This window comes from Methylomonas sp. EFPC1, assembly GCF_016925515.1.
GTDB lineage: Bacteria > Pseudomonadota > Gammaproteobacteria > Methylococcales > Methylomonadaceae > Methylomonas > Methylomonas defluvii.
Map to the genome: position 1 here is coordinate 1360800 of NZ_CP070494.1, position 21347 is coordinate 1382146.

Sequence of the window (21347 nt, forward strand, 5' to 3'; positions counted from 1 at the left end):
GGTTACTTGCGATTGATCAGGTTCAGGAATTCGGAACGGGTGCTGATTTCTTCTCTGAAAATCCCCAGCATGACCGATGTGGTCATCACCGAGTTTTGTTTTTCCACGCCGCGCATCATCATGCACAAGTGCTTGGCTTCGATGACCACCGCTACGCCGCGGGCGTCGATGGCGGTTTCCACCGCTTTGGCGATTTGCCGAGTCAATTGTTCTTGAATTTGCAGCCGCCGACCGTACATATCAACGATACGGGCTAGTTTGGACAAGCCCAAGACTTTGCCTTTAGGCAGATAACCGATGTGGCATTTGCCAATAAAGGGCAATAAATGATGCTCGCATAAGGAGTAAAGCTCGATGTCTTTTACAATCACCATGTCTTCGGTATCGGCTTCAAATATCGCGCCGTTCAATACTTCTTCCAGGGTTTTTTCGTAACCGTTATTCAGGAATTTGAAGGCTTTAGCGGCACGTTTCGGCGTGTCCCGCAAACCTTCCCGATTCACATCTTCGCCTATTGCTTGAATGATTTTGGAGAAATATTCTTCCATTGCCGCCCTCGAGTAAAAAAATGTCGTGAGTATACAGCATCAAACTGTAAATTCTAAGGCGTCCAAAACCACCTGGCTACCGGCGCCAAAACGGGTGGCGTTTTCGCTGAGATGGCGGCGCCAGGCCCGCGCGCCATCGACCCCATGAAACAGCCCCAGCATGTGTCGGGTGATGCAATGCAGTCTCACGCCTTGTTGTAAGTGCTGCTCTATGTAAGGCAACAGGGCTAATACCGTTTCTTGCCGCGACGGAATGGGATGATCGTCGCTAAACAAGCGCCGGTCTACTTCTGCTAGTAGATAGGGATTGTGATAAACCTCCCGGCCCAGCATGACTCCGTCAAGTTGCGCTAATAAATCGAGCGAGCTATCCAAAGATTCGATGCCGCCGTTGATAACAATATTCAGCATCGGAAAATCTTGCTTCAATTGCAACACCACGTCATAACGTAGCGGCGGTAGGTCGCGATTTTGCTTGGGTGAAAGCCCGGATAGCCAGGCTTTGCGGGCGTGCACGATAAAGGTCTCGCAACCGGCCGCCGCTACAGTGCTTATGAAGTGTGTCAGTTCTGCGTAAGAATCGCGATCATCGATACCAATCCGCGACTTTACCGTCACAGGCATCGATACCGCTTCGCGCATCGCTGCCACGCACTCCGCTACCAGTTCAGGTTCTGCCATTAAGCAGGCGCCAAAGCGGCCATTTTGCACGCGATCGCTGGGACAGCCGACGTTTAAATTGATCTCGTCGTAACCATAGTCGGCGGCAATTTTGGCGCATTCCGCTAAATCGGCTGGATTGCTGCCGCCTAGCTGTAAAGCCAGTGGGTGTTCCTCTGAGCTGAACTGTAAATGCCGGTCGCGGTTGCCGTGCAAGATGGCGCCGGTGGTGACCATTTCCGTGTATAGCAAGGCATGGTCGGATAAAGTACGGTGGAAATACCGACAGTGTCGGTCAGTCCAATCCAGCATGGGGGCCACTGAGAATCGGTAGGCCAGGTGTTTGTCAGCTTGGGGGGCGGTATGGTCGCGGTCAGCGGTCATGGGTGGTTCTGGTGGTTGGGAATCAGGATTCAAATTGATGAGTTTATTATACTTTGCCGGGCTGAATAAAAACCGCAATAGGAAATCAGCCCGTGCTGAAGGCTGAAACAGAAAGGCGATAGGAGAATATCAGTGTGCTTTATCGGCGTAGACTTTATTGGTCAGTTCTTTAAACCAACGCGGCCTGAAAATCACTAGGTATAAACCGATGCTGCTGGTAATCGGGATGGCGCTGACACTAAACAGCATGAACACGATAAAGACAATCGTACAGTTGATTCTGCTCAGGCTTGTCGGATGCGTATTGGCCCGCTGCTATTAGATGAAGCTAAAAGTTAACACCTTACATCTAAATGCTGCAGTCAGAAAAAAATCCTTGGTGCCGTGTTGACGCCGCCTTGACGAGTGACTTGGGATTCGGGATGGCTATCTGGATTGTCCGCGCGGACGATTCAAAATTATACGGATTGCCGAGAAACACTCATTTGTATTGTTTGCTAGCTTTGTTTTCGGTCAGGCTACCAACGCATTTACTGTAAGTTTGTTTGGTATGAAACTGATGGAGCGAATTGCTAACCGGCTGGACCAAAGCACGAGTGCCGGGTTTTAGGGGGCGAGAGGCAAGTGCGTTAATCGTTTCCATGCTGCCTATGCATTGCTTGGGTTTTGGCATGGTTGCGGCGGGGGCGTTTTGGGTGGCCAGAAATACGCCGATTATGATCAGTACGAAGCTTATGCCGCAGCGCTTCAGTTCGCGTATACACGTTTTCAGGATGTCTTCGGAATTCATAGTTTGTCTCCTTATGTTGGGGTTATAAAAACTTAGCGAGCTGATGTGCATGTTTTCAGGTATTCGCGCCAATCGGTTCGCTGTGGGCAGCTAAGGCGCTGAATAACGACGCCATTTCGCGATCCGGTTGAACGTGGCCTCGAGCCTACGATGGTTATCGGCAAACTTTCATTGTGGCGCGGCCAGCCTTATAACAAGGCCATGCTTAAACCAATCTGAAGTGAATTTTTGCCACGCGGTTTTTTGTATGTATTTCTTGGTGAATTTCCAGTGCTTCACTACGCATCTGGGCGCAAAATGCACAGAGGCCTTCGTGGGCGGTATGTGACTTTTCATGGGCTGACAATAAGTCGCCGCACCTTTTGCAACGAGTAATCTGCTGGAGTGTTTTCATGGTGATCACCTCGTAATCCGAATGTCTGAAAATAATGCGCTATGGGTTTGTTTTCCGGCTCTTCGTCATCGCAGAGCTACGCTATACAGGGCAAAACCAATGCCACTACAAAACCGCGCGCACCTTAATTATTCTAAGTAATTGTTTATGCATTATTTTATGAGCTGGCAATGCTGGAAAACAGTGAAAAAATGCACAAGAAATTGTTGATTTCAGCACTAAATATCGTATCGCTTACGAAATGTCGTACAAGGTGTCAGGGCCAGTCGATGATCCAGGAGCGTTAGAGGCTTTTACAGGTTTAAAGTTGGTATGAATTTTTAGGTTAATGGCTGCCGCTACTGGGGTAGCTCCAGCGCTGGCTCGAAGATTTGTAATCGGCGGGCAAATGCGGGTTTAATCAAATCTACCTCTGTCTTGAATGATGCTGCTCAGGTGCTTGATCTGCACTTAAGTTTTGACGAAATATCGTCAACCATTCAAAAATATGTGATACATTTCGCTTTAAACGTATCGGGAAAATATTCCCAATTAACTGGGTAGTATGAGTGTGCTACCGATGAAATGCTTGAGAGTCCGCATGCGGCAACGATACTATCCGGCCATATTCAAAACGCTAAACGCTGCTATCGTTTCCTATGTCTGCGCACTCGCAGCCCTAGTGCCTGCCTCTGTAGTTGCCGGGGGCCATATGGGACATATGCCCAGCCATGGCACCACCGGGCTGCCGGGTGATTTGTTATTGTTTCCGGCTGTGACCGGCATCGAACGTTTCGATCAAGAACCGCAGAAAAAACTCAGTACAGGTGACGTTATCCCCGAGATTAACGTGTTTTACACCACCGACTATCAGCGCTTCCGTTTTCTCGGCGAATGGCTGGTCAGCACCAAAACCCATAATCTGGAACGCTTTCAATTAGGCATGCATGTTGGCGACGAAGCCACGCTGTGGTTGGGGCGCTTTCATAACCCGATCGGCTATTGGAACATGCAGTTCCACCACGGCGCGTTTCTGCAAACCACGATCAGCAGACCCGGTATTATGGCTTTCGAAACGGCGGGAGGCGTGATTCCCAATCATTTGACCGGGTTTTTATGGGAAGGCGTCCACGATCTGGGTGAGGGCGGCTTGTATTACACGGTTGGCGCTGGTGCGGGCCCGCAAATTAATAAAGGTTTGGAAGCGTTCAATCTGGTGGAGCCGGGAGGTTCCCGCCGGCCTGGTGTGTCGTTTCGGTTGGGCTACCAACCTATCAGCTATGGGGTCGACGAATTCGGCATTTCCGGGGCCTACAATCAAATTCATTCCGACGAACTGGCCGTTAAAAACGTTAATCAGTTCGTCGCCAGTGCATATGCCGCTAAGCAAATCCAATCGCTAAGGCTATTAAGCGAAATTGTCTATGTGAACAATACCTTGGAAAGCCCGTTGGGCGGCAAAACTTACGACGATTTTCTCAGCGCTTACGGGCAAGTGGAATGGGACCTCAATCCGGCCTGGACTGTGGTCGGGCGCGTAGAAGGCACTTTTGGCGGTAGGGACGATCCCTACCTGGCGATGTTTCCTAAATATGTCGAGGACAGGTTTCTCGGTGGCATACGCTATAAACTCAACCACACGAATGCCCTAAAGCTAGAAGCCTCCCGCGATCATTTGCGCGACGATCATTTCGGGCAAGTGATGTTTCAATGGAGCGCGGTGTTCCCATGAAGCTGCTGCGCGGTCTTTGCATCATTGTTTTGCTATTGCTGCTTGGAGCGCAGAGCCTATGGGCTATCACTCGCCATTCTCTGGTATTGGCCACCAGCGCCAACTCGTCCATGCCGGCTCTAACCGTGCAAGAAGCCAGAAAATTGTTCTTGGGCGTGCCGCTGGAGAAGGGCGGCGAACACCCCGTGCCCTTATTGAATATCAGCGATCCGTTAATTTTCGAAGTATTTCTGCAAAAAGTGGCTTTCATGTCGGCTAATGCCTATGAAAGTCAAACCATATCAGTGGTTTTCCGCCTCGGCGGTAAGCGTCCGGAGAGTTTTAACGATCTGAAGAACTTGGTCGAGACCTTGCAGCAGAACCCCGGCACGGTGACCTATTTGTGGGAAGATCAAGTCCGGGCCAATCAAGGCCTGAAAGCGGTTAACGTGTTATGGCAGGGAGCCCTGGAATGAGTCGATTTTTTCATAGTTTTAACGGCCGAATGATTCTGGCTGTGGTCGGCATTCATTTACTGCTGGTGCCGGTGTTGTTGTTCGGCATTTATCGGGTGATTAAACCCAGTTTGGAAGCGCAGTTTGTCAATTATGTCCGCTCCGATGCCTTGCTGTTCAGTAATCTGGTTACGCCGAGGCTGGAGCATAGCAAGGCCGGCGAATTGCAAGGCTTGTTAGGCGAATTTCTGTTAAATGGCCGTTTGGCGTTTGCGGAAATCGCCACCGAGCGCGGCAATATTCGCGCCGACATCGAACTCAACGCTCAGCAGCAATTTCAGGAAGATTTTTTCTTCGGCGAGCACGACGACGATATTTATTTTCTGGCCGTACCGATTCTAAATCCGGAAGACGGCTCGCTGGCGATGTTAAGGCTGGGCTACGACGAGCGGCAGATTCAACGCGACATCGCCACCATCTATCAGCGTAGCGCCTATTTTGTGGCGGTTTACATGGGCTTGACGCTGTTGGTGGTTGGACTGTTCGGGCGCAAACTGGTCATGCCGCTGGAACGCTTGCGCGACGAAGCCGAACAAATCGCTGCCGGCAATCACACCGGGCAATTTAATTCCGGCACCAAGATTACCGAAGTGGCGGCGTTGGCCGAGCATTTGGAAAAAATGCGCCAAGCCTTGCTTTCCGCCCGCGACGCGGCGTTGCAGGCCGCCGGCGCGAAGAGCGAGTTTCTGGCGAATATGAGCCACGAAATCCGCACGCCGATGAACGGTATCATTGGCATGATAGGCTTGGCCTTGCGCACCGAACTCACCCCGCAGCAGCGCGAGTTTCTGGGGATGGCGAACAGCTCGGCGGATGCTTTGCTGCGCATAGTCAACGATATTTTGGATTTCTCCAAGATCGAGGCGCGTAAGCTCGAACTCGATCATGCACCGTTTAAAGTCCGTGAAAGCCTTGGTGACACCTTAAAACTACTGGCCGGCCACGCCCACGAAAAAGACCTGGAACTGATGCTGCGTATCGATCCGGAAACCCCGGACGATTTGCTTGGCGATGTGGGTCGCTTGAATCAGGTAATCATCAATTTGGTCGGCAATGCCATCAAATTTACCCAGCACGGCGAAATCGTGGTGCAGGTCAAGCCTGAATCGGTCGACGAAAATAAAGTTTGTCTGCTGATTGCAGTCAGCGATACGGGTATTGGTATTTCCCCCGATAAGCAGCAGCTAATTTTCGAAGCTTTTGCGCAAATAGACGCGTCTTCCACGCGTAAATTCGGCGGTACCGGCTTGGGATTGTCGATTTCTTCGCGCCTGGTCGAGTTGATGGGTGGGCATTTATCGTTGGAAAGCGAGGAACATAAAGGCAGCACTTTTTTCTTTACCGCCGTGTTTGACCGGCACACTAAAAGTGAGCTGGATGCGCCTTTTCAACCCCTGATAGACGTCAAAAACCTGCCGGTGTTGATCGTGGACGACAATGCCATCAATTTACGCGTATTCTCGGAAATCTTGAATCATTGGGGAATGCGGCCGACTACCGTCGATAGTGGCGAGGCCGCCATCGCCGCATTGCGGAATATGGCGGAAACCGGGGAAGCCTATGCCTTGATTTTGCTCGATGCGATGATGCCGATCATGGACGGTTTTATGGTGGCGCAAGCCATCAGAGAAGATCAACGCTTCGAGCCGGTGACCATCATGATGTTGTCGTCTGCCGACCGCCCTGACGATTGCGAACGCTGCCACGATTTGGGCATTAATCTTTACGTGCGTAAACCCGTCAAACATTCCGAGTTATGGAATGCCATTCAATCAGCGTTGGGTAAATCCGCCAAAGCCTCTGAAGCCTCGCCAACAGTATTGGCCGAGCCGCCTCGTAAATTAAGAATTTTGTTGGCGGAAGATAATCCGGTTAACCAATATATGGCGGTGGTATTGCTGGAAGAACGCGGCCATACTCTGAAGGTGGCCAACAACGGCCAGGAGGTACTGGATATATTGGCTACCGATATTTTGTTCGATCTGATCTTAATGGACGTGCAGATGCCGGTGATGGACGGTTTTCAGGCTACCGAAGCGATTCGGGCCAGCGAGCGCGAGACCGGTAAACATATGCGGATTATCGCGATGACCGCGCACGCCCTGAAAGGTGATAGGGAACGCTGTTTAGCCGTTGGTATGGACGATTACATCGCCAAACCCGTGCAGGAGCAGGATTTGTTGGCAATGGTGGAGTGTTGGAATATGGCGGGAACAGAGCAAGCGGATAAGCACAGCATGGCGTCGGCGCTGTTGGCTGAGCCGGCGCTGGATTGGCAACAAGCCTTAAGCCGGGTGCGCGGTAGACAGCAGATGTTGTGCAAAATGATGACTTTATTTCAGGAACAGTCAGCGCCGCTGCTGAATGACATGGCCGATGCGATACAGCGTCAGGATGCCGAATTGTTACGGCTATCCGCACATACCCTGAAAAGCTCGGCTAACAGCATCGGCGCCTTCCCGTTCGGCAAGATAGCCCAGCAGCTGGAGACTATGGGCCACGAGGCTGCCTTTACTGATGCGGCCGCCAGTTACGAGTTACTGCAACAAGCCAGCATTCGGCTGGAGCCGGCTATTCAGGAATATTTGCACGAGTTTCAGGAATGATGCTGCCGCCAGTATTTGGGATAGGTTAAGAAGGAGATAGGCATGACTCATAAGCGCCAGCGCGATAAACCGTTAATCTTGATGCTGGACGACAATCCGGTTAACTTGGAAGAGTTGGCAGGCTTGGTCGATGAAGCCGGCTTTGACGTATTGCGTGCGGAAACGGGCGAAATTGCCTTGGTCCAAGCCGTGGCCCAATTGCCAGACCTGATTCTGCTGGATGTGCTGATGCCGGGCATGGACGGTTTTACCGTCTGCCAGACCTTGAAAACCATTCCGACGACGCGCGATATTCCGGTGTTATTCATGACAGCCTTGGCCGATACCGCCGATAAATTAAAAGGTTTTCAAGTCGGGGCGGTGGATTACATCACCAAGCCGTTTCAATACGAAGAAGTGCTTGCCCGCGTGCAAACCCATCTGACGCTGCAAAAGTTGAAGCTGGAGTTGCAAGAAAAAGAGCAGCGCCTGTCGCGGATTTTCGAGAACGCGATGGATGCGATTCTGACGCTGGATGACATCGGGCGGATTACCTTATTCAACGCGGCGGCCGAACAGATGTTTCGCTGTAAAGCCGCCGACAGCATTGGCCGGGCGGTGGATAGATTTTTGTCGCCCGAGCTTTACAAAACGCTAACCAATTTTCGCAATGGCGTGCCGGCCGAGCAGGCCATTTGGGTGTCGGAAGGCATGAGTGCAGTACGCGCGGATGAGAGTACTTTTCCCATTGAAGCCACCATTTCCCGCGTGGAAGCCATTGGGCAGAAACTGTATATCCTAATTTTGCGTGACATCAACGAACGTAAAGCCCGGCAACAGGCCGAAGCGGAATGCAACACCCTGCGCGGCATCAATCTTTATCTACAAGAAGAGGTATTAGCCAGCCGCGATGGCGAGGAATTGATCGGCAATTCTCCGGCATTGCATCAAGCGATGGATCTGGTCAGGCAGGTAGCCAACACCGACGCAACGGTGTTAATCACCGGTGAAACCGGTACCGGCAAGGAATTGATTGCTCGGGCGATTCACAATCTCAGCGCTCGCAAAGACAAAACCTTGGTGAAATTAAATTGCGCGACGATCCCGGAAAATCTCGCCGAAAGCGAGTTGTTCGGTCACGAAAAGGGCTCGTTTACCGGGGCGATCGCCCGCAAATTGGGACGTTTTGAACTGGCTAACGGCGGTACCTTGTTTCTGGATGAAATCGGCGAATTACCGCTGGAGATGCAGGCCAAATTATTGCGGGTGCTACAGGAAGGCGAATTTGAACGGGTGGGCGGCACGCAAACGCTGACTTGCGACGTACGGGTCATCGCCGCTACCCACCGGGATTTGGCGCAGTTTTCCCAACAAGGTAAATTTCGGGCCGACTTGTATTACCGTTTAAATGTGTTTCCCATCAATTTGCCGCCGCTGCGCGAACGCAAGGAAGACGTGCCGTTTTTGGTGAAGCATTTCATCGATAAGTACGCGGCAAAATTTGGTAAGAAAATCCAGTCGATTCCGGAGCGGATGATGGCCGATCTGCAAAGTTATTTCTGGCCCGGCAATATTCGCGAGCTGCAACATATCATCGAACGTGCGGTGATTTTAACCAAGGGCAGTCAACTGGCCGCCGTGGATTGCGTGAATCTGATGGGGGCCGGCGGCGCGCCCAACGCTGCACCGATTGTCACGCTGGACGAAGCCGAGCGCGCGCATATTCTGAAAGCGCTGGAAGCCACGTCCTGGCGAATCGCCGGTAATCAGGGGGCGGCGAAGATTTTGGGGGTGCCATCCACGACTTTGCGGTCGCGGATGGAGAAGCTGGGGATTAGTAAACCAGCCTGATACTGGTTAGTTTTCAAAGACATCCACGCCTTTCGGCGCTTTGAAATTAAACAAGGCGTCGTCCAGCTTGGGATTGAGCTGGATGTTGGAAAAATAAATACGGGTTAATTGGCCGAAATTGTCGCTCAGTTCCATACCGCCCAATTGGTTGGCGTTCAGGCCGATCAAAATGTACCTGAACCCGCTTTCTTCGTTCTTCGGCGACAGTTTCACCCAGTTCATGCCGTCGTCTTCTTTGCCTTGTTCCTGCAAGATGAATTTTTCCTCTATATCCACTTCGCCGGTCAATAACAATGCCGGCGTGGAACCCAGCGAATCGTCCAACTGTTTGACCGTCACCTGTTCCAGGTCTGCATCGTAAAACCAGACTTTGCCGGTATTGGACACAATCTCTTGCACAAAGGGTTTTTGGTAGTTCCAACGAAATTTGCCGGGTCGGCTCAGATAAAATTTACCGGTGCTGTTTTGCGCGGGGCGGCCGCTTTTATCGAAACTGGTTTGCTTGAAATCCGCCGTCAAGGAACTGCTGCTGGCTAAAAAGCTTTTCAATCGGGCAATCGGTGTTTCGTCGGCCCAGGCTGACGAGGTGGTGGCGATCAGGAAAATCAGAGCAAAAATGTGTTTAAGCAACATAGTTAAAAAGGGTTCAGGTTATTAAGCCAGCTTTCGCCGGATTCCGGGCTTGCTCCGCAGTCGGCAAATTGGCTGGGTCCGGAGCCATCCACGAACGGCATGAGTTTGGCGCCGGGGCAGCCTTCATTGCTGAGCAAACCGCTGGCAGCGTCTATCCAGGTCATCTGTACATTATCCGGAGGTACCAGGCTGACCGGCTTCTTCGACACTTGCCGCATCAACTCGGACCAGATTTGCAAGGCGCCGGTTCCGCCGGTCAAACCGGTTGGTTTGTTATCGTCGCGGCCTACCCACACCACCGATAGAAAATCGCCGCTAAAACCGGCAAACCAGCTGTCGCGTAATTGGTTGGTAGTACCGGTCTTGCCGACTAAAGCCATGTTCTGCGGCAGATAGTTATACGCAGAATGGCCGGTGCCGGCATACATCACTTCCTGCAAAATGGTGTTGGTGATAAAGGTAGCGGCCGGATCGACGGCTTGACGCACGGTAAAAGGATAACTTTGCAGGGCCTTGCCGTCAGCGGCATTGACCGCACGGATCGAGCGCAGTGGTGTGGCAAAACCGTCGCCGGCCAAGGTTTGGTAAAGCTGCGTGACTTCCAGCGGCGTCAGCGGTTGCGCGCCCAGTAGGAAGGACGGAAATAAATCCACCGGCCGGCTGACACCCATGCTTTTTAAAGTGTTGGCGACTTTGGCCAAACCAATGTCCATGCCAATCCGCACAGTCGCCATATTGTAGGAGTGGGCCAGGGCGCTATGCAGTGGCACAACGCCGTGTTCCTGGTTGTCGTAGTTGTCCGGCGACCAGGTTTTGCCCCTTTCGGCTGGAATTTCCAGGCGGGTATCGCTGATCGGCGTGGCGATGGTGTAGCGGTCCGGGTATTCCAGTGCGGTCAAATACACTACCGGTTTAATCAGCGAACCTATCGGCCGCACCGCGTCCAAAGCGCGATTGAAACCGGTGTCTTCGGCGTCGCGGCCGCCGGCGAGGGCGACAATCTCGCCGCTGTCACGGCGGGTAACGATGGCGGCGGTTTCCAAATCGTTACTTTTCGGACTTTTTTCTAGGTGTTTCAGCTTGCTGGCGATGGATTTTTCCAGCGTGTCCTGAATGCGGGTGTCCAACGTCGTGACGATGCGCAAGCCTTCCGAGGTCAGATCGTCTTCTTTATATTCTTGTTTCAGTTGGCGTTTCACCAGATCGATAAAGCCCGGATAGCGGTTGGCGGAGCGATGAATCACTGTCGCCACGCCTATCGGTTGTTTTTTGGCTTCGTTCAGTTGCTGTGCGTCGATAAAACCTTCCGTATGCATCGCATCCAGGACGATGTTACGGCGCTCTAAAGTGTGTTCCGGATTGCGGCGTGGATCATATTCCGACGGTCCGCGCACCAGGGCGACTAAGGTGGCGACTTGATGCAGGTTCAGGGTTTTTAACGATTGGCCAAAATAAAATTCGCTGGCCAAACCAAAGCCATGCACCGCGCTGGCACCGTCTTGGCCCAGGAAGATTTCGTTGAGATAGGCTTCCAGAATTTCGTCTTTGCTGTAGCGATATTCCAGAATAAACGACATCAAGGCTTCTTTCAGCTTGCGGCGTAGCGTGCGTTTGGGATTCAGGAAAAAGTTTTTCACCAACTGCTGGGTGATGGTGCTGCCGCCTTGCACCATGCCGCCGGCTTTCACGTTGGACCACATGGCGCGGACGATGCCTTTGGGCGAGATGCCGAAATGGTTGTAAAAGTCCTTGTCTTCGGTGGACAGCAGGCCTTGCACCAGGGTTGGCGGCGCTTCGTCCAGTTTGATCAGAATTCGGTCTTCCTTGCGGGTGGGATAAAAGCTGCCGATTTGCACCGGGTCCATGCGCACGATGGCCAAGCTCTCGCCGGTGGCGGCGTCAGTAATACCGGCGATGCCGCCGCTCGTGAAACTCACGCTGATATTGCGGCTTTCCTGAGGCGTATTGCCGAAATTAAAGGCGCGGGTGCGGATGTTGATCTGGCCGCCCTTAATGGAATAGGAGCCTTCGCCGGCCAGTTGGTTGTCCTGGCGGTAATGCAATTCCAGCAATAAGTCTTCCAGGTTTTTGCTGGAAATTTCGTAACCGGCGTAAAGTTCGACGGGGCTGGCATAGACGCGGGCAGGAATCGACCAGCGCTTGCCCTCGAATTGCTGGCGTACCGTGTAATCTAGGTAGCTAACATACACCGCCAATACGAAAGCCCCGATCAGCAGCAGTGAAACCAACGCGCGTTTCAGCCACGATGCCTGGGGTTGCGATTTTCTGCGTCTAACGGTCGATTTGCTGCTTCTGGGTCGTCTAGGCATTAAGTCGGTATCTGATCTCGCCGGCGGCAGTTAGCGGCGGCTGTGTGAATGGGGCGAAGATGGCACCTGCTGGTTCGGCGCAGTTCATTTAGCTTGCTATTATCTAATAAAATGCCCACTCCCGCACAGATTGCTGGCGTTATTGAGGAGAATAGGCGAGTGTTGATACTGAAACTGTTTCGAAAATGCTTGGCCCAGCTACCGTCGACACTGATGCGTTTTGGTTTGCTGCTGGGGTTTGCGCTGGCAACCATGCCGATTGTCGGCGCGGTTGAAAACCAGATCGATATCGAAGCTTTTGTCCGTAACGGTTGTCCGCATTGCCAACAAGCCGAGCATTTTTTGGCGGCGCTGCAAGGCGAACAACCCGGTTTACGGATAGTTATTCGCAATATCTCTGCAGAGCCGACCGCCTTGGGGCGATTGCAGCAGATTACCGAATCCCGGCAAGCCGGGCCAATCAGGTTGCCGACATTTTTGGTGCGTGGCGAATACATCGTCGGTTATTCCGCAGAAGCCGATAGTAGCGGTTTGATTAGAAATGCCTTGCGTGCCGGTGCGCCGCCGAGTGAAGTGTCCGATGCGGAGGCCGGTAGCTGCGAAGTACAGGTCAGCGAGTCGTGCGACGTGCCGGTTAGCCAGACGGCGCCGACCGAACCTGCGGTGTTTGCCGTGAATTGGTTTGGCAGGCGCATCGGTCTTGACGAGGTTGGTTTGCCGGCTTTTACACTAGCCATGGGCTTGCTGGATGGCTTCAATCCCTGTTCGATGTGGGTGTTGATTTTGATGATTTCGATGCTGGCACCTACGAATAATCGGCCCCGGATGTTGGCGGTGGCCGGCACGTTTGTTGTCGTCGAAGGGATGGCTTACTTCGTGTTTATGGCCGCCTGGTTGAATCTATTTTTACTGATAGGCTTATCGCGAGCTTCGGAATTGGCTATCGCCGGCATTGCCGTGTTGGCCGGCGCGATCAACCTGAAAGATTTTTGGGCGTTTGGCAGGGGTATTTCCCTGTCGATTCCCGCCGCCGCCAAACCTGGTATCTACAACCGGATTCGGCGCATCCTGCAAGCCGAGAATTTGGCGGGCGCCATGTTGGGAGCCGTGGTGCTGGCTCTACTGGTCCAGATCGTCGAATTGTTGTGTACCTCTGGATTTCCGGCTCTTTACACACGCATACTCACCTTGCGGGAATTAAGCGGCTGGGACTATTACGGTTATTTAATGTTGTACAATCTGGCTTATATGCTGGATGACGTCGTTTTGCTGGGTGTGGGAGTCGTGACCCTGAGTCAGCGTCGTTTGCAGGAAAAAGAAGGTCGTTGGCTGAAATTGCTTAGCGGCTTGGCGATGGTAAGTTTAGGGTTGTATTTAATATTGCGCGGTTTAGGCGAGTAGATGGCCGGTTGGCGTGGGGCGTTGATTAACAGTGCTTTTATTTATCACTACACGTGCGATAGAAGCGAAACGAGATAGGAGAATTCGTGATTGATAACAAGCGCAGGCACCCGCGCCTAAAGCACCGTGCCAAAATCAGGATGACGGTGCCGGCATCGGCTGAAGCGGTCGTGGTGGATATGCGGGACTTTTCCGAGACTGGATTGTTTTTACTGTGTGCCAACGAATTAATCCCGCCGATTGGCGCGCTAGTGGAAGTGCAAACCACCGAATTCGACGATGCGCCGATACAAACTGCGATTGTGGTGCGGGTAGAGCCGGACGTGGGGTTTGGTCTGGAGTTTGCGCCGCGTTGATCAGGCGGTCAGGTCGAGGAGCTCGCCGTTACGGCTGGGTTGCTTTTGCGAATTCAACAATTCTCCACGAGCTTTATTAGCCATCGCCGCTGCCTTGGCGGCGATGCTTTGATCCGGGCCTGAGGGACTGGCCGGCGCTAATGCCGCGCGGCGGATAGTCTCGGCTTTGCGCAGAGTCGCTTCCGGGTCGCCGGCAACCTCTGAGACATCAATATTCACTTCACCGCCGGTGGCGTAACGTTGGCCATCCGGCCCCGTCACAAAAGTAAAACGCGCACCACTGACAGCGATACCGCCGGCGGCACTTAAATGAGCTTGCTCGTGCGCCCGAACTTCCTGGTCGCGGGCTTTAAGCTCGGCAATTTGGCTTAGCTGTTCCGGACTGTATTGGCCGGATTGGGCGTTTGCGCTTTTCGCAGCTTGGGCGATAGGTTCGACAGGCGCCTGTTCGCCGCTCGCGGCTAGATTGCGGCCGGTCAGCCGATATAGCGAAGTTTGATGGGAAGAGGCGGTGACCAGCATGTTGGGCCTCGAACGAATTGTGTTAACTGGCTCTAAGAATACACCTTGACTTCATGCGAGTTCAAGTAAACAAAGCATATTTAGCCTGAGTTTTCACGGTAGGGGCGATTATCGCAGTCTGGCTGATTAAATCCCTTTTACTCGCGATTCCCGCAACTACCAATTCCGTTTGTTAATGGCACTCGGCTCCGGCTTGCGCTGGGAAAGACGCTTCTAAATTGTCGGAAGTTCCGGTTCAATGTGCAAACTGTCCAATTTCTGCAAAGCCCATTGTGCATGCTCGCGCACCATCTCCGATTCATCACTCAATCTGCAGGCCAATGCCGTCTTAGCCACATCAGTGGCTTTGCCATTGCCCAGCGCCACAGCGATATTGCGCAGCCAACGCTGATGGCCGATGCGGCGAATCGCCGAGCCTTCGGTTTTGTGCAGAAATTCGGCTTCAGTCCAGCTAAATAATTCAAGCAAAGTCGCCTGATCCAAACGATGCCGGGGTTTGAAATCGCTTTCTGCGCTGAGTTTGGCGAAGCGATTCCACGGGCACACCAACTGGCAATCATCGCAACCGTAAATCCGATTGCCTAGCAAAGACCGCAATTCCACTGGAATGCTGCCGTGCAGTTCTATAGTTAAATACGACACGCAACGGCGGGCATCGACCTGATACGGGCCGACGATGGCTTGCGTCGGGCAAATATCCAAACAAGCCCTGCATTGTCCGCAGTGGTTGCTGACTGGCCGATCGCTAGGTAAGGCCAAGTCGGTATAAATTTCCCCGAGAAAAAACCAGGAACCGGCTCGGCGATTGATCAGATTGCTGTGCTTGCCTATCCAGCCCAAGCCGGCTTTCTCGGCGATGGCTTTTTCCAAAACCGGTGCGCTGTCGACAAAAGCCCGATAGCCGAACTGACCAATCTCCTCGGCGATTTTGTCCACCAGTTTTTGCAGTCTATTCCGCAGTAGTTTGTGGTAATCGCGCCCCAAGGCATACCGGGATACGAAGGCGGCGGCAGGGTCGTCTAATAATTGCTTGCTGGTGGTCGATGCTTCCGGCAAATAATCCATTCGTGCCGAGATAATGCTGCGCGTACCTTCCTGCAACAAAGCCGGGCGACTGCGTTTCAAACCGTGTGCGGCCATGTATTGCATCTCGCCGTTAAAGCCCTTGTCCAGCCAGTTGTGCAGATGCTCTTCGGCGGTATTCAAATCCGTATCGCTGACACCAATCTGCTGAAATCCCAATTCCTCGCCCCAGTGCTTGATGCGTTCGACAAGTGCTTTAAGATCTTCAGCTTGGGGGGGAGTGTTCAATTGGCAGCACCTTGGGAAATAGTGGGGGACATTGTCGTGGTTTAATACGGCAGGGTACCCAAATAGCTTGATAAGCTAACCTTATCAACCATGAAGATCAACCGCATCGGCGCTAGTTTTCGCTTACCAAGCGCTACATTACTTAAATCACTTGTAACGAATCCCCGTCAGTCCGACTGATTGCGTAGAAAAGCTAAGCTGGTTTGCCGCTCTCGTTTTATTATTGACAGGAAAAGCGTGGTGACATCCGCATCAAGTAAAACTTGGACGACCGACTATGACAATTCTCCCGTATCCGGCTCATATCAGCGCCAGATTGACATTGGTGACGCATATACTATTGCTGTGCTTGGCGATTTTGCTGCCGCAGTATCCAGTGAATGCCGACAATAAACTACCTATCGGCGAGTTCAGCCAGAATCGCCTGGAGGGATGGGAACATAAAAGCTTCAAAGGTGAAACTCAATACCGATTGCAAACCGTCGACGGCGTGACGGCACTGGTGGCCGATAGCCACGCCGCCGGTTCCGGCCTGTTCAAGGAACAACGGATCGACCTAACGCAAACGCCATTCCTGAACTGGTCGTGGCGCATCGGTAATCGTTTATCCGGCTTGAACGAACAAAGTAAGGCTGGCGATGATTATGCGGCGCGGGTGTATGTGGTGGTCAAAGGCGGACTGGCATTTTGGCAAACCAAGGCCATCAATTATGTCTGGGCCGGCAACAGCAAAAAGGACCGTGTCTGGCCGAATGCGTTTGCCGGCGACCATGCGATGATGATGGCTTTACGCGATCAGGAAGCACCTTTGAATGTCTGGGAACACGAAAAACGCAATATTAGGGCTGACTTCAAGCAACTGTTCGGTGAAGACATCTCCGCTATTGATGCCGTCGCCATCATGACCGATACCGACAACAGCGGCGGCCAAATTGTCGCTGTATATGGCGACATCTGGTTTTCCAAGGATTAAACATGCACGACACGAAACCTTTACTGGTCAACAGCGATTTTCCGGCCATTTTTCGCAAGCCGTTGGAGATTTTGCAAATCAATCTGGGCTATCGGTGCAACTTGAGCTGTGTGCATTGCCATGTCAACGCCGGCCCCAAACGCACCGAGGCGATGAGTCGGGAGACTATCGATCAAGTATTGGCACTGGCCGAGGCCGCTAACATTCACACGTTGGATCTGACCGGCGGCGCGCCGGAAATGCATCCGGATTTTCGCTATTTGGTGCGAACTGCGCGTGATCGAGGTATCGAAGTGATTGATCGTTGCAATCTGACCATTCTGGAAGAACCTGAATACGCCGATCTCGGGGCGTTTCTGGCTGCGCAGCAGGTCAATATCGTCGCCTCTCTGCCGTGTTATCTGGAAGAAAATGTCGACAAACAACGCGGTAAAGGCGTGTTCAAAGACAGCCTGGCGGCCTTGCAGCGTTTGAATCGGCTGGGTTATGGCCAGCCGGACAGCGGACTGGAATTGAATCTGGTGTTCAACCCGCAAGCCGCGGTATTGCCGCCCGATCAACATAATCTGGAACGGGCATATAAACAGCACTTGCAGCAACATTACGGCATCGTCTTCAACCGCCTGTTTGCCATCGCCAATATGCCGATTCAGCGCTTCGGCAGTACCTTGGTCAGTCATGGCTGTTTCGAAGCTTATCTGACATTACTGAAAGACAGTTTTCGCGCCGACAACCTTGAAAACCTGATGTGCCTGAATACCCTCAGCATCGACTGGCAAGGCTATGTCTACGATTGCGATTTCAATCAGATGCTGGATTTGCCCTTAGGCGCCGCAGCCAAACCCAAAACGCATATCAGCGAGTTGCACCTGCACCCACTGCAAGGCGCCCCCATCGCCACCGCCGCCCATTGTTACGGTTGCACGGCCGGCCAAGGCAGCAGTTGCGGCGGGGCTTTAGGGTAATTCCGCATGAAGCCGACAAGAACCGCCTTGCTGCTGATAATGGCGGGATTGATCGGGACGTTTTTCATCTACGATCTCCAGCATTACCTAAGCCTGGACAACCTAAAATCGCAGCAAGCAGTGATAGCTGACTATCGCCAAAACAATCCGCTAATGGCGCTTGCCCTGTATGCCGCGTTGTATATCGCGGTCACTGCGTTGTCATTACCGGGGGCGACGATATTGACGCTGGCCGGCGGCGCGGTGTTTGGTTTGTTATGGGGGACACTGATCGTCTCGTTTGCTTCCAGTATCGGCGCGACGCTGGCGTTTTTAGCGGCACGGTTCTTGTTCCGCGATTGGGTCAAATCCCGCTTCGGCAACCGCTTGCAAACCATCGACGACGGTGTGACTCGCGACGGTGCTTTTTATTTATTTACGTTGCGTCTGGTGCCATTGTTTCCGTTCTTCATGATCAATCTGGCAATGGGTTTGACGCCGATCAAGACCAGAACGTTTTACTGGGTCAGTCAGGTAGGCATGTTGGCCGGCACTTTGGTGTACGTCAATGCCGGCACCCAGCTGGCGAAAATCGATTCCCTGTCAGGTATTCTCTCTCCGGCTTTGTTGGGTTCGTTTGCCTTGCTCGGTGTGTTTCCATTGGGGGCGAAGAAAATGCTGGAAGTCTTTCAACAACGCAAAGTCTATGCGCGCTGGACCAAACCGGCCCATTTCGACAACAACCTGGTGGTGATCGGCGCGGGCGCCGGCGGCTTGGTCTCGGCTTATATCGCTGCGGCCGTCAAAGCCAAAGTCACGCTGATCGAAAAGCACAAAATGGGCGGCGACTGCCTGAACACCGGTTGCGTGCCGTCGAAGGCGCTGATTCGCTCGGCCAAGCTGTTGTCGCACATCAAACGCGCGCCCGAGTTCGGCATCGCCAAAGCCGAAGCCGAGTTTGATTTTGCGGAGGTGATCGAGCGAGTTAGGCAAGTGATCAACGCCGTGGCGCCGCACGATTCGATAGCGCGTTATCGCGAGCTGGGAGTTGACGTGATTCAAGGCAGCGCCAAAATCGTCTCACCCTGGGCGGTGGAAGTCACGTCGGAAACCGGTGTGCAAACCCTCACCAGCCGCGCCATTGTCATCGCCGCCGGTGCTCGACCGTTCGTGCCGCCGATTCCGGGACTAAAAAACATCGATTACCTGACCTCGGATAATGTCTGGGACTTGCACGAATTGCCCAAGCGCCTGCTGGTTTTGGGCGGCGGGCCGATAGGCTGCGAACTGACGCAAACCTTCGCCCGTTTGGGCAGCCAAGTCACGCAGGTGGAAATGGCCCCGCGCCTGATGCTGCGGGAAGATGCGGAGGTATCTGACATCGTCCGGTCCCGCTTCCAGGCGGAAGGCGTGGATGTGCGAACCAATCACACCGCCAAGGAATTCATCGTCGAAAACGGCGAACACATTCTGTTGGCCGAATATGACGGCCAGACGGTCAGGATTGCCTTCGACAAGGTGCTGGTGGCGATTGGCCGCGCGGCCAATGTGCAGGGTTACGGCTTGCAAGAACTGGGCGTCGCTCTATCGCCGCGTAAAACCTTGGATACCAATCCATTCCAGCAAACCAATTATCCCAACATCTATGCGGTCGGCGACGTGGCGGGGCCATACCAGTTTACCCACGCCGCAGCTCATCAAGCCTGGTTTGCGGCGGTGAATGCGCTGTTTGCGCCCTTCAAAAAGTTTCGCACCGATTACACCGTAATTCCTTGGTCAACCTTTACTGATCCGGAAGTGGCCCGCGTGGGTTTGAACGAGCAGGAAGCGCAAGCGCAGAATATCGCTTATGAAGTCTCTCGCTATGGCATGGCCGATCTGGACCGGGCGATTGCCGATAGCGAAGCTCACGGCTTTGTCAAAGTGCTGACCGTGCCCGGCAAGGACAAAATCCTCGGCGTCACCATCGTTGGCGAACATGCTGGCGACTTACTGGCTGAATTTGTGCTGGCGATGAAATACGGTATCGGTTTGAATAAAATCCTTGGCACTATTCATATCTATCCCACCCTAGCAGAAGCCAATAAATATGTGGCGGGCGTCTGGAAGCGCAATCACGCCCCCCAGGGGCTGTTGAAATGGCTGGGCCGTTATCACGCTTGGCGGCGCAAGGTTTAAGCCATGCCCACGCTGTATCCCGATAGCGTACTGTTGATTTTTTGCAAAGCGCCGACTCCCGGCCAAGTCAAAACCCGACTGCAACCAGCCTTAAATGCCGAACTGGCTGCCGCAGCACACCGGCAACTGACTTATATGACCCTGGACCGCGCCTTCCAGCAGTCTTTGTGCGCGGTTGAGCTGCACTGCGCGCCGGACGCCAGCCATAACTTTTTTCAGGATTGTGCGCGGCGTTTTCCACTGACATTGAAGATTCAACACGGCGCCGACTTGGGTGAACGCATGCACCGTGCCTTTGCTGATGCGTTAGGCAGATACCGCCATGCCTTGCTGATGGGTTGCGATTGCCCCAGTTTGACCTCTGACGATCTGCTTCGCGCATTGGCGTTGTTACGCGAAGGTCATGATGCGGTTATCGCACCAGCCGACGACGGCGGTTATGTGATGATCGGCTTAAACGAGATACAACCGAGACTGTTCAGCGATATGAGCTGGGGCCATGATCAGGTCATGGCTAACACTCGCAGCCGGGCAAAAGACATCGGTTTGAAGCTTTACGAACTGGATAGCCAATGGGATGTGGATACTTACTCCGACTGGCTGCGTTATTCGGCTATGTAAACATTATGGGCAGAACCCAGCTTGATTCGCGTTATTGCCGGGAGGGGTGGGGCGGAATTCAGGCATAGGCTGGAAAGCGAGAGCCCATGATTAAAGAGAACAGGGCACTGGCGATCGGCTCGCCGTCAATGTCGTGTAGCAAACCCGACAATTGAAGATCTGTCGAGCTGTTTCTGGCTGATTTTTAAGGGTTTTTTATTGGCATAACGCTTGCTTTTGGATTTATAGCCTCTGCCGGTCACGCTTTGGCTCTTCTGTAGTCGTGAGACTGAAATTTGATCGGCGATGATCTCCCATTCAACTGTTAACTTCCGGGACAGAATATGCCAGCCACTTTTCAACTTAAAGCCAACGACGACAATCAGTATTCCTTTTCTTTTGTGAACAGTAAGGGCGAACTGATTCTAATCAGCGGCGATTACGACAACAAAGAAGAAGCTCTGCAGGGCATTAAAGAAGTGCGAACCGGCTCCTTAATGAGCAACCAGATTGCCGCCAGCAAGGTTCCTGAAGGCGATACTTTTTTTGTGATTAAAGATGCGGCCGGTGCCATCATTGTCAAAAGTGTTTTATTCAACTCGAATATGGTATTCGACAATGCGCTGCACACGGTTAAAGACAATGCCTGCGTAGCCGAAATCGTCGACCTGACGCTGTAACT

19 protein-coding genes are annotated in these 21347 nt (G+C 52.9%); 11 read left to right on the forward strand and 8 right to left on the reverse strand.

The genetic code is table 11. From position 1 onward, the window contains the following. Positions 1–2: 2 nt before the first annotated feature. From folE to JWZ98_RS06460, 4 genes are all read right to left on the reverse strand, one after another. On the reverse strand, positions 3–548 hold the full coding sequence (gene folE, locus JWZ98_RS06445; RefSeq protein ID WP_033158934.1) for a GTP cyclohydrolase I FolE: 546 nt from the start codon (positions 546–548) through the stop codon (positions 3–5). 39 nt (positions 549–587) lie between these two features. Then, positions 588–1592 carry a tRNA dihydrouridine(20/20a) synthase DusA gene (gene dusA / locus JWZ98_RS06450; RefSeq protein ID WP_205453692.1) on the reverse strand — a complete coding sequence of 335 codons (1005 nt, stop codon included), beginning with the start codon at positions 1590–1592 and terminating at the stop codon, positions 588–590. Positions 1593–2073: 481 nt separating this feature from the next. Beyond that, positions 2074–2382, reverse strand: coding sequence for a hypothetical protein (locus JWZ98_RS06455; protein WP_205453693.1), 309 nt, complete (start codon positions 2380–2382; stop codon positions 2074–2076). A gap of 205 nt (positions 2383–2587) precedes the next feature. Continuing rightward, the gene (locus JWZ98_RS06460; protein ID WP_171694590.1) at positions 2588–2776 is read right to left on the reverse strand and encodes a hypothetical protein; all 189 of its coding nucleotides are present in this window, start codon (positions 2774–2776) and stop codon (positions 2588–2590) included. A gap of 691 nt (positions 2777–3467) precedes the next feature. Here JWZ98_RS06460 and JWZ98_RS06465 point away from each other — a divergent pair. Genes JWZ98_RS06465 through JWZ98_RS06480 form a run of 4 tightly spaced genes read left to right on the forward strand, consistent with a single transcriptional unit; the run spans position 3468 to position 9417 of the window. Next, entirely contained in the window at positions 3468–4487 is a 1020-nt protein-coding gene (locus tag JWZ98_RS06465) for a hypothetical protein (RefSeq protein WP_101051673.1), read from the forward strand. After that, the gene (locus JWZ98_RS06470; protein WP_205453694.1) at positions 4484–4942 is read left to right on the forward strand and encodes a hypothetical protein; all 459 of its coding nucleotides are present in this window, start codon (positions 4484–4486) and stop codon (positions 4940–4942) included. The genes JWZ98_RS06465 and JWZ98_RS06470 overlap by 4 nt, the downstream gene beginning before the upstream one ends. Continuing rightward, positions 4939–7587, forward strand: coding sequence for a hybrid sensor histidine kinase/response regulator (locus tag JWZ98_RS06475; protein WP_205453695.1), 2649 nt, complete (start codon positions 4939–4941; stop codon positions 7585–7587). The genes JWZ98_RS06470 and JWZ98_RS06475 overlap by 4 nt, the downstream gene beginning before the upstream one ends. Before the next feature lie 42 nt (positions 7588–7629). Next, entirely contained in the window at positions 7630–9417 is a 1788-nt protein-coding gene (locus JWZ98_RS06480) for a sigma-54-dependent Fis family transcriptional regulator (protein WP_205453696.1), read from the forward strand. 6 nt (positions 9418–9423) lie between these two features. Here the strand turns inward: JWZ98_RS06480 and lolA are convergent, their stop codons facing one another. Both lolA and mrcB read right to left on the reverse strand, forming a co-directional pair. Continuing rightward, on the reverse strand, positions 9424–10050 hold the full coding sequence (gene lolA / locus JWZ98_RS06485) for an outer membrane lipoprotein chaperone LolA (RefSeq protein WP_205453697.1): 627 nt from the start codon (positions 10048–10050) through the stop codon (positions 9424–9426). Between the two features lie 2 nt (positions 10051–10052). Continuing rightward, entirely contained in the window at positions 10053–12380 is a 2328-nt protein-coding gene (gene mrcB, locus JWZ98_RS06490) for a penicillin-binding protein 1B (protein WP_205453698.1), read from the reverse strand. A gap of 159 nt (positions 12381–12539) precedes the next feature. Between mrcB and JWZ98_RS06495 the strand changes: the two genes are divergently transcribed. Both JWZ98_RS06495 and JWZ98_RS06500 read left to right on the forward strand, forming a co-directional pair. Continuing rightward, entirely contained in the window at positions 12540–13781 is a 1242-nt protein-coding gene (locus tag JWZ98_RS06495; protein ID WP_205453699.1) for an NrdH-redoxin, read from the forward strand. Positions 13782–13867: 86 nt separating this feature from the next. Beyond that, positions 13868–14137 (forward strand): PilZ domain-containing protein, encoded by a 270-nt coding sequence (locus JWZ98_RS06500; RefSeq protein ID WP_020482610.1) that lies wholly within the window; start codon positions 13868–13870, stop codon positions 14135–14137. On the opposite strand, the gene JWZ98_RS06505 is transcribed toward JWZ98_RS06500, so the two are convergent. Next, a complete protein-coding gene (locus JWZ98_RS06505; protein ID WP_205453700.1) occupies positions 14138–14659 on the reverse strand; it encodes a putative metalloprotease CJM1_0395 family protein in 522 nt (173 codons plus the stop codon). It lies immediately after the preceding gene. Positions 14660–14872: 213 nt separating this feature from the next. Beyond that, positions 14873–15970, reverse strand: a complete 1098-nt coding sequence (gene queG / locus JWZ98_RS06510; protein WP_205453701.1) for a tRNA epoxyqueuosine(34) reductase QueG — start codon at positions 15968–15970, stop codon at positions 14873–14875. Positions 15971–16247: 277 nt separating this feature from the next. Between queG and JWZ98_RS06515 the strand changes: the two genes are divergently transcribed. From JWZ98_RS06515 to JWZ98_RS06535, 5 genes are all read left to right on the forward strand, one after another. Beyond that, positions 16248–16943 (forward strand): DUF3047 domain-containing protein, encoded by a 696-nt coding sequence (locus tag JWZ98_RS06515; protein WP_240348243.1) that lies wholly within the window; start codon positions 16248–16250, stop codon positions 16941–16943. 2 nt (positions 16944–16945) lie between these two features. Further along, positions 16946–17908, forward strand: coding sequence for an arsenosugar biosynthesis radical SAM (seleno)protein ArsS (gene arsS / locus JWZ98_RS06520; RefSeq protein WP_205453702.1), 963 nt, complete (start codon positions 16946–16948; stop codon positions 17906–17908). Between the two features lie 6 nt (positions 17909–17914). Beyond that, positions 17915–20065, forward strand: coding sequence for a bifunctional TVP38/TMEM64 family protein/FAD-dependent oxidoreductase (locus tag JWZ98_RS06525; protein ID WP_205453703.1), 2151 nt, complete (start codon positions 17915–17917; stop codon positions 20063–20065). A 3-nt stretch (positions 20066–20068) separates the two neighbouring features. After that, positions 20069–20686, forward strand: coding sequence for a TIGR04282 family arsenosugar biosynthesis glycosyltransferase (locus tag JWZ98_RS06530; protein WP_205453704.1), 618 nt, complete (start codon positions 20069–20071; stop codon positions 20684–20686). A 323-nt stretch (positions 20687–21009) separates the two neighbouring features. Then, the gene (locus tag JWZ98_RS06535; protein ID WP_020482603.1) at positions 21010–21345 is read left to right on the forward strand and encodes a DUF1508 domain-containing protein; all 336 of its coding nucleotides are present in this window, start codon (positions 21010–21012) and stop codon (positions 21343–21345) included. Positions 21346–21347: the final 2 nt, after the last annotated feature.

Bases quoted from the DNA above. Each gene is read 5' to 3' on its own strand.
- folE (WP_033158934.1), bottom strand. From the start codon at position 548: ATGGAAGAATATTTCTCCAAAATCATTCAAGCAATAGGCGAAGATGTG.
- dusA (WP_205453692.1), bottom strand. From the start codon at position 1,592: ATGACCGCTGACCGCGACCATACCGCCCCCCAAGCTGACAAACACCTG.
- JWZ98_RS06455 (WP_205453693.1), bottom strand. From the start codon at position 2,382: ATGAATTCCGAAGACATCCTGAAAACGTGTATACGCGAACTGAAGCGC.
- JWZ98_RS06460 (WP_171694590.1), bottom strand. From the start codon at position 2,776: ATGAAAACACTCCAGCAGATTACTCGTTGCAAAAGGTGCGGCGACTTA.
- JWZ98_RS06465 (WP_101051673.1), top strand. From the start codon at position 3,468: ATGGGACATATGCCCAGCCATGGCACCACCGGGCTGCCGGGTGATTTG.
- JWZ98_RS06470 (WP_205453694.1), top strand. From the start codon at position 4,484: ATGAAGCTGCTGCGCGGTCTTTGCATCATTGTTTTGCTATTGCTGCTT.
- JWZ98_RS06475 (WP_205453695.1), top strand. From the start codon at position 4,939: ATGAGTCGATTTTTTCATAGTTTTAACGGCCGAATGATTCTGGCTGTG.
- JWZ98_RS06480 (WP_205453696.1), top strand. From the start codon at position 7,630: ATGACTCATAAGCGCCAGCGCGATAAACCGTTAATCTTGATGCTGGAC.
- lolA (WP_205453697.1), bottom strand. From the start codon at position 10,050: ATGTTGCTTAAACACATTTTTGCTCTGATTTTCCTGATCGCCACCACC.
- mrcB (WP_205453698.1), bottom strand. From the start codon at position 12,380: ATGCCTAGACGACCCAGAAGCAGCAAATCGACCGTTAGACGCAGAAAA.
- JWZ98_RS06505 (WP_205453700.1), bottom strand. From the start codon at position 14,659: ATGCTGGTCACCGCCTCTTCCCATCAAACTTCGCTATATCGGCTGACC.
- JWZ98_RS06515 (WP_240348243.1), top strand. From the start codon at position 16,248: ATGACAATTCTCCCGTATCCGGCTCATATCAGCGCCAGATTGACATTG.
- arsS (WP_205453702.1), top strand. From the start codon at position 16,946: ATGCACGACACGAAACCTTTACTGGTCAACAGCGATTTTCCGGCCATT.
- JWZ98_RS06525 (WP_205453703.1), top strand. From the start codon at position 17,915: ATGAAGCCGACAAGAACCGCCTTGCTGCTGATAATGGCGGGATTGATC.
- JWZ98_RS06530 (WP_205453704.1), top strand. From the start codon at position 20,069: ATGCCCACGCTGTATCCCGATAGCGTACTGTTGATTTTTTGCAAAGCG.
- JWZ98_RS06535 (WP_020482603.1), top strand. From the start codon at position 21,010: ATGCCAGCCACTTTTCAACTTAAAGCCAACGACGACAATCAGTATTCC.